Source organism: Micromonospora sp. NPDC051300 (genome assembly GCF_044455315.1).
In the GTDB taxonomy this organism is placed as follows: Bacteria; Actinomycetota; Actinomycetes; order Mycobacteriales; family Micromonosporaceae; genus Micromonospora; species Micromonospora robiginosa.
Genome location: NZ_JBITEP010000019.1, coordinates 9,420 through 24,826 on the forward strand (window position 1 = coordinate 9,420; position 15,407 = coordinate 24,826).

The 15,407-nt window shown below is 74.6% G+C and carries 5 protein-coding genes; all 5 read right to left on the bottom strand.

The genetic code is table 11. The features are described from left to right. Nucleotides 1-135 precede the first annotated feature (135 nt). The 5 genes from ACIA5A_RS20700 to ACIA5A_RS20720 are packed head-to-tail and all read right to left on the bottom strand — an operon-like array spanning nucleotide 136 to nucleotide 15,377. Nucleotides 136-5,625, bottom strand: coding sequence for an amino acid adenylation domain-containing protein (locus ACIA5A_RS20700; RefSeq protein ID WP_396764601.1), 5,490 nt, complete (start codon nucleotides 5,623-5,625; stop codon nucleotides 136-138). Beyond that, complete coding sequence (locus tag ACIA5A_RS20705; RefSeq protein WP_396764604.1) at nucleotides 5,625-8,744, bottom strand: amino acid adenylation domain-containing protein; 3,120 nt, start codon at nucleotides 8,742-8,744, stop codon at nucleotides 5,625-5,627. The genes ACIA5A_RS20700 and ACIA5A_RS20705 overlap by 1 nt, the downstream gene beginning before the upstream one ends. Then, a complete protein-coding gene (locus ACIA5A_RS20710; protein WP_181568003.1) occupies nucleotides 8,741-8,929 on the bottom strand; it encodes an MbtH family protein in 189 nt (62 codons plus the stop codon). The genes ACIA5A_RS20705 and ACIA5A_RS20710 overlap by 4 nt, the downstream gene beginning before the upstream one ends. Before the next feature lies 1 nt (nucleotide 8,930). After that, on the bottom strand, nucleotides 8,931-9,884 hold the full coding sequence (locus ACIA5A_RS20715; RefSeq protein ID WP_396764607.1) for a TauD/TfdA family dioxygenase: 954 nt from the start codon (nucleotides 9,882-9,884) through the stop codon (nucleotides 8,931-8,933). A 33-nt stretch (nucleotides 9,885-9,917) separates the two neighbouring features. Next, on the bottom strand, nucleotides 9,918-15,377 hold the full coding sequence (locus tag ACIA5A_RS20720) for an SDR family NAD(P)-dependent oxidoreductase (protein WP_396764610.1): 5,460 nt from the start codon (nucleotides 15,375-15,377) through the stop codon (nucleotides 9,918-9,920). Between the last annotated feature and the right edge of the window lie 30 nt (nucleotides 15,378-15,407).

The window sequence follows — 15,407 nt, forward strand, 5'->3', positions numbered from 1 at the left end:
CCCGGGGGTCGGCTCCGGGCCCGCCGGGTAACGGCACTACGTCCCCGCCGACTGACCCCGCGGTGAACTGGGTGTTCGCGCCGGCCCCGACCTCGGGACCCGGCGCCAACTCCTCGATCGTGGACGCGGGGAGGGTCAGACCGGGACGGCCTCCCGGGTCTCCGCCTTCTTCGCGGCCAGCCGCTTCTCCCGCTCCTGGGCGCCGATCAGGTCGTCCGGGAGGGAGTCCTCGACCTCCAGGTCGAAGCGGCGCAGCAGCCGGATCGCGAAGCCGCCCAGGGTGATGAGGATCAGGACCACCCCGAAGCAGACGTACGCGAAGCCGATGCCGCGGCCCGGCCCGGTGCCGATCACCGCGCCCACGGTGCCGGCGAGCGACCCGCCCGGGGCGAGCATCGGCTCGAACACGGCGGTGGCCGCCGGCGCGAGCACCGCGAAGCCGATCGGCAGCGTGGACCAGGCGATGGTCTGGTTCAGGCTGAACACCCGGCCGTGGAAGCGCTGCGGCACCTTCACCTGGACGATCGTCGCGTAGATCGACTGGGCGGTGGTCATCGCCATGGCCAGCCAGCAGAAGCCGATGCAGATCATCACGATCGACGCGTCCAGGCCGATCAGCACGCAGCCGATCGCGGTGCCCAGGTTGCCGATCAGCACGCCGATCATCCGCCGCTTGCGCGGACCGCCCCACAGCGACATCAGCACGCCGCCGAGCACCGCGCCCACCGCCTCGGCCAGCGCGACCTGGGCCACCTGGGTCGGGCTGCCGAACGACAGCACCAGCGGCGTGGTGAGCACCAGCGCCGGCGCCAGGAAGATGTTGCCCAGCGCGAAGTAGCCGAGCATCAGCCGGAAGCCGCGGTGCTGCCAGGAGTAGCGCAGACCGTTCGCGATCGCCACCAGCAGGCGCTCCCGGGGCCGCCAGCCGAGCAGGTCCGGGAAGCGGACCACGGCCAGGGTGAGCACCGCGACGACGTAGCTGGCCACGTCGACGATCAGGATGCCCTTCAGCTCGATCGCGGCGAGCAGGCCGGCGGCGAACGCCGGCATCAGCAACGTGGCCACGCCGGTGGAGAGCTGGGTGATGCCCATGGCGTGCCCGAGGAAGCGCTTCGGCACCAGTTGCGGCACCGCCGACTGGAACGCGATCCGTTGGAACGACCCGGCCACCGAACTGAACGCCACCAGCAGGTAGATGTGCCAGAGCACCAGGTTGTCGGTCCACAGCAGCAGGGCCAGCACCAACTGGATCGAGCCGGCGACGCTGCTGGCCAGCATCATGATCCGGCGTCGGCTGACCCGGTCGACCAGGGCGCCGGCCACCGGCAGCATGAGCACGCCGCAGATCAGCGCCAACGCCCACAGCAGGCCCAGGTCGGCCACCGAGCCGGTGCGGTTGAACAGCCAGATCGGCAGCGCGAACGCGGTCAACGCGGACCCGGTGCTGGAGACGAGCTGCCCGATGGTGACCGCCAGGAACCGGCCCATGCTCGGCTTGACCGTGGTGTCCGGCTTGCGGTCCTCGCCGACCCGCAGCGTGTCGTGCACCGCCCAGCCGGCGTCCTCGCCCCGGGCCTCCGGGTCCAGCCCGGTGAGATCACCGGCCACCACCGCGGGATGCGTGCGGGTGACGATCTCGGCCAGCTCCTCGGCGCGGTACTTCAGGAAGAAGTGCCCGGCCTGGTCGAGCACGACCAGCCCCAGCGTGTCGCTGAGGAACTGCCACTCGGCGTACCGCTCGCGGTAGTAGTCGGTGACCGGGTCCTCGGAGCCGACCACCGAGACGATCGGGGCGCGCAGCTTCGTGGCCTGCCGGTCGAGCAGGCCGGTGAAGTACTCCTCCGAGGCACGGGAGTCGGCGCGCATGTTGCTGATGATCCGGTCCGCCTGCTCCGGGTCCAGCTCGTCGGTGTCCACGCCCATCGACTTGAGCCAGCTCGCGTAGTGCTTGTTGCTGCGGAGCTGCTCCAGCCGGTTGCGGGCGGCCGCGAACGGGCCCTTCGGCCGGGCGAACGGGAACATCGCGCCGATGTAGACGGCCGCCAGGTCCCGGCCGGCCGCCTCCACCTTGCGGGCCACCTCGGCGACGATCGCGCTGCCCACGCCGCAGTGGCCGTAGAGCGCGATCGGTCCCTCCACCCGCTCCACGATCTCGTCCGCGACCCGGGTGGTCAGCTCGTCGAACGGCAGCGCGTCCTCGCTGAGCCCCACGTCGTGACCGGGGATGGCGAGCGACCACAGGCCGTACCCGGCCGGCAGCGCGTCCGCGAGCGGCTGGTAGACGATGGCGCTGCCGCCGCCGTACGGGACGCAGACGTAGGTCAGCACCCGCTTGGCGACCGGGATCGGCTTGGTCAGCTCGTAGAGCAGCCGGCGCGGCCCCTCCTGCGCGGCGTCGCCGGAGATGAACGCGGCCAGCTCGCGGATGGTGCGCTTCTGGAACAGGTCCATCACGCCGACCGCCCGGCCACCCAGCTCCGCCTTGCGGATCTTCGCGACCACCTGGGTGGCGAGCATCGAGTGCCCGCCCAGGTCGAAGAAGTCGTCGTCGATGCCGAGCGTCTCCACGCCGAGCACCTCGGACCAGATCGCCGCGAGGGCCCGCTCGGTGTCGTCGCGCGGCTCGACGAGCGCCACCGACGCCTCGCGGGTGACCACCGGGGCGGGCAGCGCCTTGCGGTCGAGCTTGCCGTTGGGCGTCAGCGGCAGCGCGTCGAGCGTGACGAACGCGGCCGGCACCATGTACTCCGGCAGCGTGTCCTTCAGCGCCGCCTTCAGCGCGGCGTGCTCGGCCGGCCCGACCAGGTAGGCGGTGAGCCGCTTGTCGCCGGGGCTGTCCTCGCGGACGATCACCGCGGCCTCGGTGACGTCCGGCTGCTCGCGCAGCGCGCTCTCGATCTCGCCCAGCTCGATCCGCAGGCCGCGCAGCTTCACCTGGTGGTCGATCCGGCCGAGGAACTCGATCACCCCGGCGCCGTCCGCCCCGACGACCCAGCGGGCCAGGTCACCGGTGCGGTAGAGGCGGGCGCCCGGCTCGGCCGAGAACGGGTCGGGGACGAACTTCTCGGCGGTCAGCGCCGGCCGGCGGTGGTAGCCGCGGGCCAGCCCGACGCCGCCGATGTGCAGCTCGCCGGCGACCCCGACCGGGCACACCGCCCCGGACGGGTCGAGCACGTGCAGCCGCAGGTTGGCGATCGGCGCGCCGATCGGCACCGCGTCCACCTCGGCCAGCCGCGCCGGCTCGCAGGCCCAGGAGGTGACGTCGATCGCCGCCTCGGTCGGGCCGTACAGGTTGTGCAGGCCGCACCAGGGCAGCCGGGCGGTGAAGTCGACCGCCGAGGTCAGCGGCAGCTCCTCGCCGGAGCAGATCACCCGGCGCAGCGCGGTGGCCGCCTCCACGCCCTCCTCGGCGAGGAAGACGGTGAGCATCGACGGCACGAAGTGGGCGGTGGTGATGCGCTCGGACACCAGCAGGTCACGCAGGTAACCGGCGTCCTTGTGCCCGCCCGGCTTCGCCAGCACCAGCCGGGCGCCGGTGCGCAGCGGCCAGAAGAACTCCCAGACCGACACGTCGAAACTGGCCGGCGTCTTCTGCAGCACCGCGTCGTCGGCGCCCAGACCGTACGTCTTCTGCATCCAGTCGAGCCGGTTGACGATGCCCCGGTGGGTGTTCGGCACGCCCTTGGGCCGGCCGGTCGAGCCGGAGGTGTAGATGACGTACGCCAGGTGCTCCGGGCCGGCCGACGGCGTCGGGTCGCCGGCCGGCTGGTCCGCCCAGACCGTCGTGTCGTCCAGGTCGAGCACGGTCGCCGAGGTCGCCGGCAGCACGTCGCGCAGGTGCGACTGCACCAGCACCACCGGCGCGTCCGCGTCGGTGACCATGAAGGCGAGCCGGTCCGCCGGGTACTCCGGGTCCAGCGGCAGGTAGGCGCCGCCGGCCTTGAGCACGCCGAGCAGGCCGGCGACCAGCTCCACCGAGCGTTCCGCGCACACCCCGACGAGCGTCTCCGGGCCGACGCCGGCCGCGCGCAGCCGGTGCGCGATCCGGTTGGCGTCCGCGTTGAGCTGCGCGTACGTGCGGCTGTGCCCGTCGATGGTGACGGCGACCGCGTCCGGGGTGGCGGCGGCCCGCTCCTCGATCGGGCCGTGCAGCGTCTCGTGGCGGGGGAAGTCCGCCGCCGTGTCGTTCCAGCCGGCCAGCAGCTCCCGCTCGGTGTCGGCCAGCAGCGGCAGCCGGGACACCGGCGTGTCCGGCGCGGCGACGACCGCGTCCAGCAGGGCGGTCCAGCGCCGGGCCATCCGCTCGACGGTGGCCCGGTCGAACAGGTCGGTGTTGAAGACCAACTTGCCCCAGAGCCCGTCGACGGTCTCCACCGCGTGCAGCTCGAAGTCGAACCGGGTCGCCTGAAGCTCCATCGGGGTCCACTCGAAGGTGACCTCGTCGCTGCGGGACACGCCGCGGAAGCGGCCCATCTCGTAGTTCTGCAGCACGAACATGGTCTGGAAGACCGGGGAGCGGCTGACGTCGCGGGCCAGCCCCAGCTCGTGCACCACCTTGGCGAACGGCACGTCGGCGTGCTCGAAGCCGTCGAGCACGCTGCGGCGGGTGCGGGCCAGCAACTCGGTGAAGGTCGGGTCGCCGGCCAGCTCGGCCCGCAGCGGCAGCATGTTGATGAACATGCCGACGACGTTCTCCAGCTCCGGCGCGGACCGGCCGGCCACCGACGCGCCGACGGCGAAGTCGTCCTGGCCGGCGTGCCGCGCCAGCAGCACCTGGTAGGCCGAGAGCAGCGTCATGAACAGCGTGCCGCCGCTGTCGCGGGTCAGCGCGTTGAGCGCCTCGGTGGCCGCCGGGTCGAGCTGGAACTCGACGAAGTCGCCCCGGTAGGTCTGGGTGGCCGGGCGGGGCCGGTCCAGCGGCAGCTCCAGCGGGGTGACCCCGGCGAGGCGCTGCTTCCAGTAGTCCACGTGCGCCCGGGCCTGCGGGCCGTCCAGCTCGGCGGCCTCCCAGGCGGCGAAGTCGCCGTACTGAATCGGCAGGGCCGGCGGCTCGCCGCCCCGGTAGAACGTGATCAGGTCGCGCAGCAGCACGTCCACCGACCAGCCGTCGCCGACGATGTGGTGCTGGCCGAGGAAGAGCACGTGATCCGAGTCGGACAACCGGATCAGCAGCGCCCGCAGCAGCGGCCCCTCGGCCAGGTCGAACGGCTCGGCCGCCGCGGCGTCGACCAGGGCCTGCGCGGCGGCCTCGTCGGCCGCCTCCACCACGGTCAGCGGGATGTCGGGCGTCTCGGCGATCACCACAGTCGGTCGGCCGTCGGCGTCCGCCGGGAAGCGGGTGCGCTGCGACTCGTGCCGGGCGCCGAGCGCGGCCAGGGCCGCGCGCAGCGTCTCGACGTCGAGCGGTCCGCGCACCCGCAGCGGCACCGCGATGTGGTACGCGGCCTCCCCCGGAGCGATCTGGTCCATGAACCAGACCCGCTCCTGGGCGTAGGACAGCGGCACCTCGGCGCCCTCGGGCCGGGGGGTGATCCGGGCCGCCGGGGCGGACTGGCGGGCGCGCAACCGCTTGGCGATCAGCGCCTGCCGGGCCGCCTCGCGGGCCGGATCCTTCAGGTCGGTCATCAGTTGGTTCCCTCTTCCGCCGCGAGCAGCGCGGCGACCTCGGTGTCGGAGAGCCCGTCGAGTTCGGCGGCGATCCGCTGTTCGATCTGGGCGGCCAGGTCCGCCACCACGGGGCTGGAGAACAGCGCCCGCATGGGCAGGTCGACGTCCACCTCGGCCCGGATCCGGGCCATCGCCCGCATGCCGCGCAGCGAGTTGCCGCCGAGGGTGAAGAAGTCGTCCAGCGCGCCGACCTTCTCCACCTGGAGGATGTCGGCGTAGACCTCGGCGACAAGCGCCTCGGCCTCGGTGCGCGGGGCGACGTAGCTGTCCTCGGTGGCTTCGGTGGTCGTCGGGGCGGGCAGCGCGGCCCGGTCCAGCTTGCCGTTCGGGGTCAACGGCAACGCGTCCAGCCGCACCAGGGCGGCCGGCACCAGGTGCGACGGGAGTTCCCGGGCCAGCTCGGCACGGACCGAGTCCTCGTGCGCCGGGCCGACCAGGTAGCCGACGAGCGTCGGCTCGCCACCGCCGTCGGTGCGGACCGCCGCGGCGGCCGCCCGCACGTCCGGGTGGGCCAGCAGCGCCGCCTCGACCTCGCCCAGCTCGATCCGCATGCCGCGCACCTTCACCTGGTCGTCGCGGCGGCCCAGGTAGTCGAGTGTGCCGTCGGGACGCCGGCGGGCCAGGTCGCCGGTGGCGTACATCCGCGCGCCGGGCGGGCCGTACGGGCAGGGCAGGAAGCGCTCGGCGGTCAGGCCGGGCCGGTCGTGGTAGCCGCGGGCGAGCTGGACGCCGGTGACGTACAGCTCGCCGACCACGCCCGGCGGCACCGGCTGGAGCACGCCGTCGAGCAGCAGCGCCCGGGTGTTCCAGGTGGGCGTGCCGATCGGCACCGGGCCGGCGGACACCGGCTCGCCGGGGCCGATCCGGGCCGCCACGCAGCCGACTGTCGCCTCGGTCGGGCCGTACTCGTTGACCACCGCGACCTCGGGGTGCGCGGCCCGCCAGCCGGCGAGCTGCTCCCCGCTCAGCGCCTCGCCGCCGATCACCAGGTCGGTGGTGGGCGACAGCTCGCCGTCGAGCAGCGGCAGGTGGCTCGGGGTGACCTTCAGGAACGACGGCCGGCCGCCGGCGCGCGCGGCCGGCGAGTCGATCGCGGCCAGCCGCACCGTGCCGCCGGCGGTGAGCGTGCCGAGCAGGCCGGTGACGGTGAGGTCGAACGAGACGGGCGAGTGCAGCAGCGCCGCGCCGGCCAGCCCCGGGTAGGTGGCCCGCGCCCAGGCCAGGTAGGCGGTCACCGCCCGGTGCTCGACCACCACGCCCTTCGGCCGGCCGGTGGAGCCGGAGGTGTGCAGCACGTACGCCGGGTGCCCGGGGCGAAGCGGGGCGACCCGGTCGGCGTCGGTCAGGTCCCCGCCGGGCTGGTCCGCGCCGACCTCCCCGTCGAGCACCAGCGTGTCGCCGGCGGCCGAGCCGGCGGTGTCCGGCGTGGCGACCACCAGCGCCGGCGTGGCGTCGGACAGCAGGTAGGCGATCCGGCCCGGGGGGTAGGCGGGGTCCACCGGAACGTACGCGGCGCCGGACTTCAGCACCGCGAGCATCGCCACCACCAGCTCGCAGGAGCGGGGCAGCAGCAACGCGACCCGCTTCTCCGGGCCGGCGCCACGGGTCACCAGCAGTCGGGCCAGCCGGTTCGCCGCGGTGTTCAGCTCGGCGTAGCTGAGCGTCGCCCCGTCGCAGACCAGCGCCGCCGCGTCCGGGGTGGCGGCGGCCTGCCGCTGCACCTCGTCGACCACCGTGGTCACCGGCACGTCGCGCGCGGTGTCGTCGCCGAGCACCAGTTGCCGCTCGTCGTCGGTGAGCAGCGGCAGCGCGCCCACCGTACGCTCCGGCTCGGCCACCGCGGCGGCGAGCAGCCGCAGGTAGCGCCGCACCACCGTCTCGGCGGTCGCCCGGTCGAACAGCGCGCTGCGGTAGACCAGCCGGGACTCGCCCGTGGTGATGTCGAACGCCAGGTCGTCCTTGGTGGTGCCCAGCTCGATCGGGTCCAGGCCGGAGTCCGGGATCCAGTTCAGCGCGGTCTGGAAGACCGGCTGCACCGACGGGTCGCGCTGCGGGTCGACCGCCTCGACGATCTTCTGGAACGGCGTCTGCCCGTGCTCCATCGCGTCGATGAGGCCGTTGCGGACCCGGCCCAGCAGGTCGGCGAAGGTCGGGTCGCCGGAGACGTCGCAGCGCAGCGCCACCGGGTTGACGAACATGCCGATCAGCGGCGCCAGCTCCGGGTTGTCGCGGCCCGCGGTGGAGACGCCCACGACCACGTCGGTGTCGCCGGAGATCCGTGACAGCAGCGCCGCGAAGCCGGCCAGCAGCACCATGTACGGCGTGGCCTGCGCGCCGACCGCCAGCGCGCCGACCCGGTCGAGCAGCCCGTCGGGCAGCGCGAAGCGCACCTCGTCGCCGGCGAAGCCGAGCTGGGCCGGGCGGGGCCGGTCCAGCGGCAGGCCGGTGACCGCCGGCGCGCCGGCCAGGTGGCCGGTCCAGAACGCGAGCTGCCGCGCCAGCTCGTCGCCGGTGAGCTGCTGGCGCTGCCAGACCGCGAAGTCGGCGTACTGGATCGGCAGCTCGGGCACGGCGGGCTCGGCGCCGGCGCGCACGGCCTCGCAGGTCGCGCGCAGCTCGGCGTGGAACAGCACCGCCGAGTGGCTGTCGAAGACCGCGTGGTGCGCCACGAACGCCAGCGCCCAGGCGTCCTCGAGGCGGATCAGCCGGGCCCGCCACAGCGGCGCCGCGTCCAGCGGGATCGGGTTGCGGGCCAGCTCGGCGCGCAGCCGCTCGAACTCGGCCAGCCGCTCACCGGCCGGCAGGTGGCTCAGGTCCACGGTGGGCAGCGGGGTCGGCTCGTGGGCGCGCACCACCTGCACCAGCGCGCCGTCGTCCACCCGCAGGTGGGTACGGAGCGCCTCGTGCCGGGCCACGATCCGGTTGACCACGTCGCTCGCCGTCTCCGCGTCCACGCCGGCCGGGAAGGCCCACGGGACGGAGACGTTGAACACCGGCGAGCCGGCGTCGAGCTGGTTGGCCATCCACACCCGCTCCTGGGCGTACGAGGCCGGGAAGGTCCACTCCCGCTGACTCATGAGAGCGCCTCGCGTACCGAGCGCGGGCGCATGTCGGTCCACACCTCGTCCACGTGGGCCAGGCACTCCTCGCGGCTGCCGGCGAAGCCGGTGTCCTGCCAGCCGGCGGGCAGCTCCCGGTCGGCCGACCAGATCGAGTACTGCTCCTCGTCGTTGCGGACGACCAGGAATCGGGGTTCGGCCATGTCAGTTCGCTCCAGCGGTGTCGGGGGTGTACGCCTCGGCCATCGCCACGGCGATCTTGCGGGGGCCGGTGAACGGCTCCCGGCCGTGCGCGGCCGTCATGTTGTCGACTACCAGCACGTCGTCGCGCTGGTAGTCGAATCGGACCGTGGCCGACCGGTAGGCGGCACGCAGGTGGTCCATGACGTCGGCGGGGATCTCGCCGCCGTCGCCGTAGTAGGTGTTCGACGGCAGCCCGTCCGCGCCGAACATGGCCAGCAGCCCCTCCTGGTAGTCCTTCGGCAGCGTGCTGAGGTGGAAGAACGTGGCGTGGTTGAACCAGCGCGGCGTGTCCGAGCCGGGCCGGTGGTGCACCACGTCGCGCACCGCGCGGGTGCGCAGGCCGTCCTTGCCGACCCACTCCACGGTGATCCCGTTGGCCGTCGCGTACGACTCGACCTCGGCGCGGCTCTCCGTGTTGAACACCTCCTGCCAGCGGGTGCCGAAGTCACCGTGGAAGTTGCGCACCAGCATCCAGCGCCGCCGGACGAACTCCTCGCGCACCGCCGGGTCGATCAGCTCGTACACCCGGCGCACGTCGGCCAGCGGCGTGGCGCCCTGCGTCTCCGGCGCGGTGACGCAGTAGAAGAACAGCGTCAGCGGCCAGCGCGCCTGGTACGAGTTCTCGTTGTGCAGGAAGATCTCCTCGTCCGGCGGGTAGTCGGTCGAGGTGTAGACCCGGCCCTTGATGGAGTGCCGGGGCGAGGAACGCTCGGTGTAGGTCAACGGCTCGCCGGCCAGGGCGCGCACGGCGGCGTCGAAGCCGTCCACGCCACCGACCTCGAAGCCGCGGAACAGCAGCCCGCCACTGGCGACGAGGGTGTCCCGCAGCTCGCCGCGGCGGGCCGCGATGAGGTCGGTCAGCGCCCGGCCGTCGTTCTCGACGACCACCGGGAGCGTGGCGGTTGTCTCGCTCATGATGCGGTGTCTCCTTGGTTGCGTCGGGGGGTGTCAGCCGCGGGGCAGCCGCGGGATGGCCGGGATCGCCGCCGGGGCGGCCGGTTGGTCGGCGGGGGCCTCGGCGCGCAGCTCCTCGATCCGGGCCGCCAGCCCGGCCACGGTGGGGGTCTCGAAGAGGCTGCGCATCGGCAGCCGCACCCCGGTCGCCTTGCGCATCGCGGCGATGAGCTGCACGGCGACAAGCGAGTTGCCGCCGAGGGCGAAGAAGTCGTCGTCCACGCCGATGTCGGTGACGCCGAGGCCGTCACGCCACACCTGGGCGATGGTCCTCTCCAGCTCGGTACCCGGCGCCGCGGAGCCGCCGCCGGCCGCGGCCGGCGTGCCGGTCGGGGCGTCGGCCTCCTCGGCCAGGCTGTCCGTGGTGACCCGGGCGGCCCGGCGCCGGATGTCGGCGACCGTGCGGGTGGCGATGACCACCTGCGCGCCCAGCCCGGCGCCGAGGCTGCGGCGGAACGCCTCCGCCCCGTCGACCGGCCGGATGTCCTCGGTGACCGCGGCCGGCGCGTCGGCCTCCGCCGGGGCCTCCGCGAGGTTGCCGGTGACCGCGCCCTGGTCCACCCGGCGCAGCACGAAGTCGCTGATCGCGACCAGCTCCCGGCCGTCCGGGTCGCGCAGCGACAGGTCGGCGGCGACCACCTCGTCGGTGGCCGCCGGCCGGTGCCGCAGGTGACTGTGGAACTGCTCCGGCAGCGCCCCGCGCACCACGATCCGCCCGTACGACAGCGGCAGGTAGGTGCCGCTGCCCTGGCCCCGGCCGAACGCGGTGGCCACGTCCAGCAGCGCCGGGTGCAGCCCCCAGGCGGGCAGGTCGCCCCGCGCCGCCGCCGGCGCCTGCACCCGGGCCAGCTCCTCGCCGTCGGCGAGGTGGTGCTCGGCCAGCGCCGCCCAGCGCGGCCCGAACGTGAGCATGCTGGTGCGACCGCGCCCGAACGAGGCGTCGTCGTCGACCCGCCGACCGGCCACGGTGGCCGGGGCGGCCGGCGGCGCGGCCTCGGTGGTCCACCCCGCCGCGCCGCGCACGTGCGTGCGCAGCCGGCCGGCGGTGAGGCTGGCCACCGTGAAGTCCACCCCGTCCTCGGTCGGGGCCAGCTCCACCCGGTACTGCGCCACGGCGCCGTCCGGCACCGAGAACGGCTCCAGGAAGACCACGTCGCGCAGCTCCACCGCCGCGTCCGGCGCGGGCGCGGGCAGCGCGGCGACCACCGCGGCCCGCACCGACTCCAGGTGGGCGGTGCCGGGCACCACCGGCACCCCGCCGATCCGGTGCTCGTCGAGCAGCCAGTGGGTGTCCGCCGCGACCAGGCCGTGCAGCACCGTGCCGTCCGGCCCGGCGACCATCGTGGTCAGCACCGGGTGGGTGACCGCGCTGGTCACGGTGTCCCGCCCGGCGGCCCGGAACGCGGCCGGCGCGGCGGTCTCCACCGCCATGCCGACCTCGGCCCAGCCGCCCCAGTTCTGCGACACCACGGGCGCCCGGAAACCGGCCCCGGAGCGGGCCAGCGCGTCCAGCACGTTGTTCGCCGCACAGTAGTCGACCTGGCCGAAGCCGCCGATCACCGCGGTGATCGAGGAGCAGAGCGCCACGAAGTCCAGCGGCAGGTCACCGAAGACCTGGGCCAGCGCGAGCGTGCCGGCGAGCTTCGGCGCGAGCACCCGCTCCGCCTCGGCCCGCTCCTTCACCTCGGCCATGCCACCGCCGGGCAGGCCGGCGGCGTGCACGATGCCGTCCAGCCCGCCGAAGCGGCGCTCCGCCTCGGCGCGTACCCGGCGCAGGTCGTCCGGGTCGGTGACGTCGGCGGCGAGCACGAGCACCTCCGCGCCGGCGGCCTCCATCCGGCGGATCGCCGCGATCGCCCGGCCGGCCCGGTCGGCGCCGCCGTGCACCGCCAGGTGCGCGTCCCAGTCGTCCCGCTCGGGCAGGCCGGAGCGGGCCAGCAGCACCAGCTTGGCGCGGGCCCGGCGGGCGAAGTCCTCGGCGAGCGTGACGCCGATGCCGCCGAGCCCGCCGGTGATCAGGTAGCGGCCCTCCTCGCGCAGCACGCCCGGCTCGTCCTCGGCGGCCACGGTCACCTGCTCGTAGCCGCCCACCCAGCGCCGGTCGCGGCGCAGCGCCACCTCCGGGTGCTCCGGGTCGACCGGGCTGCGCAGCTCCACCACCAGGGCGGCCACGCCCCGCGCGGCCGGGTCGGCGTCGAGCAGCCGGACGGTGAGGCCGGGCAGCTCCACCGGGAGCACCCGGGCCAGGCCGGCGAGCGTGGCGTGCTCCGGGCGGACCAGGTCGTCGCCGCGTACGTCGCCGATGCCGGCGGTGACCAGGTCGAGGTGCACGCCCGCCTCGTCGGCGGTCAGGCCGGCGCCGGCCAGCGCCTGCACCAGGTGCAGCGCGCCGAAGAAGCCCCGCTCCTGGGCGGCCCAGGCGGCGGCCACGTCGGTGCCGGCCGGCTCGCCGTCGAGCGCGAACGCGTGCACGATCCGACGGGGCAGGTCCGCGCCGAGCGCGGCGACGAGCGCCTCGGCGTCCTCCCGGGAACCGGGGCGCAGCCGGAAGCCGGCCGCGGTGGCGGTGAACGCGCCGCCGGCGCGTACCTCCACCGGGTCGTCGCCGGCGACCCGCAGCGCGGCGACGAGCGCCTCGCCGCGCGGGCCGTCCGCCAGCACCAGGCAGCGGCCCAGCGGCGCGACCTCGCGGGCCGGCGCGGCCTGCCGCCACACCGGCACGGCGAACCACTCCGGCAGCGGGCGGGGGCCGGTCTCCTCCGGGGCCGCGGCCTCCTCCCGCACCGGGTCCGGATCGACCCAGTAGCGGCGCCGCTCGAACGGGTACGTGGGCAGCGGCACCCGCCGCGCGTCCGGGTCGACGGCCAGGTCCACCGGCGCCCCGGCGCACCACAGCGCGCCGGCGGTGCCGAGCAGCGTGGCCAGGTCGCCGGCGGGCTCGCCCGGCCCGGGCAGGCTGCCCAGCGGGGTGAGCGCGCGCTGCGCCTCGCCGGCCTTGGCGACCTGCATCCGGGCCAGGTTGGCGAGCTGCCGGCCGGGGCCGCACTCGACCAGCGCCCAGGTGCCCTCGGCGAGCAGGGTGGCCACGCACGCGCCGAAGCGCACCGGCCGGCGCAGGTGCGACGCCCAGTACGCCGGGTCGGTGGCCTGCGCGTCGGTGATCCAGGTGCCTGTCACGTTGGACACGAACGGCACCGCCGGCGCGCGCAGCGGCACGGTCGCCATCAGCGCGGTGAACTCGTCCAGGATCGGGTCCATCATCGGCGAGTGGAAGGCGTGCGAGGTGCGCAGCAGCTTCGACTTGTTCTTGCTGCCCAGGCTCTCCGCGAACGCCTCGACGAGGGGGGTCTCGCCGGCCACCACGCAGGTGCCGGGGCCGTTCACGGTCGCCACCGACAGGCCCTCGGGCAGCCGATCGGCGACCGCCGACTCGTCGAGCGTGACGGCCAGCATGGAGCCGGCCGGCAGGGCGTGCATGAGCCGGCCCCGGGCGGCGACCACCCGCAGCGCGTCGGGGAGGCTGAGCACCCCGGCGACGGTGGCGGCCACGTACTCGCCGATGGAGTGGCCGATCATCGCGGCCGGGGTGACGCCGGCGGCGCGCCACGCGGCGGCCAGCGCGTACTCGACGGTGAACAGGGCGGGCTGGGTCCAGCGGGTCTCGGTGAGCTTCGTCGCCGCCTCCGGGTCCCGGCCGAGGATCAGGTCCCGGATGTCCAGGCCCAGCTCGGGGTGGAGCAGCTCGGCGCACTCGTCGACGGCGGCGGCGAATGTCGGGTCCTCGGCGTACAGCTCGGCGCCCATGCCCGCGTACTGCGAGCCCTGCCCGCTGAACAGGAAGGCCACCCGGGGGGCGGGGCCGTCGACGACGCCCCGGTGACCCTTGCGCCGCTCCCGCAGCGCGGCGGCGGCGGCCTGCGGGTCGCCGGCGACGACTGCCGCGCGGTGGGCGTAACGCTGGCGGCCGACGCGGAGCGTGTGCGCCACGTCGGCGAGCAGGTCCGGCCCGCCGGCGGTGGCCCGCTCCAGGTGGTCGGCGAGGTCGCGGACCGCGGCGTCCAGCGCGGTGGGGGTCTTCGCGGACACCTGGAGCAGGTGCGCGGGGCGGACCCGCCGCTCGGACCGGTACGCCGCCGGCGCCTCCTCGAGCACCACGTGCGCGTTGGTGCCGCCGATGCCGAACGAGCTGACCCCGGCCCGGCGCGGCCCGCCGTCGGCGTCCCACTTGGTCAGCGTGTTCGCCACGTAGAACGGGGTGTCGGCGAAGTCGATGGCCGGGTTCGGCGTCTCGTAGTTGATGGTCGGCGGGATCAGCCCGTGCTCCATGGCCAGCACCGTCTTGATCACGCTGACGATGCCGGACGGCTGGCTGAGGTGGCCGATGTTGGACTTCACCGAGCCGATGCCGCACCAGCCCCGGTCGTCGGTGTCGCGGGTGTAGACGGCGGAGAGCGCGGCGATCTCGATCGGGTCGCCGAGCGCGGTGCCGGTGCCGTGCGCCTCGACGTAGCTGATGCTGCGCGGGTCGATCCCGGCCAGCCCGACCGCCTGCGCGACGGCCTCGACCTGCCCGTCGATGCTGGGCGCGGTGAAGCCGACCTTCCCGGCGCCGTCGTTGTTGATCGCGTTGCCGAGCACCACCGCGCGGATGGTGTCGCCGTCGGCGATCGCGTCGGAGAGGCGCTTGAGCAGGGTCACCCCGACGCCGCTGCCCCAGACCGTGCCGTTGGCGTCGGCGTCGAACGGCCGGCACCGGCCGTCCGGCGAGGTGAAGCCGTCCATGCCGATGTAGCCGGCGTGCGGCAGCTCGATGTTCACGCCGCCCGCGAGCGCCATGTCGCACTCGCCGTTGCGCAGCGCCTCGCAGGCGAGGTGGAACGCCACCAGCGAGGTGGAGCAGGCGGTGTGCACGGTCAGGCTCGGGCCGCGCAGGTCCAGCCGGTACGACACGTTCGTCGCCACGTAGTTCGGCGAGTTGCCGGTGGCGATGGAGACCGCGCCGTGCGGGCTGCCGCCGACCCGCTTGTTGCGCAGCACGTAGCGGTTCAGGTAGGTGGTGCCGCCGGTGCCCGCGTACACGCCTACCGCGCCGTCGTAGCGGCCCGGGTCGTAGCCGGCGTCCTGCAACGCGATGTAGCAGCTCTCCAGGAACAGCCGGTGCTGCGGGTCGGTGATCTCGGCCTCGCGGGCGGTCATCCCGAACAGGCCGGCGTCGAACTCGTCGTAGCCGTCGACAAGCGGGGCCCGGTTCACCCAGCTCGGGTCGTCGACCTCGTCGGCGCTGACGCCGCGGGCGATCTGCTCCTCGCGGGTCAGCTCGGTGGTCGACTCCACGCCGTCGACCAGGTTGCGCCAGAACTCGTCGACGTCGGCCGCGCCGGGCAGGCGGGCGGCCAGCCCGACGATGGCGATGGGTTCGATGCCGTCGTCGGCGGCGGAAATGTCGTCAGTCATGGGAGGTCGTCCTTCAGTTCGCACGGGTTG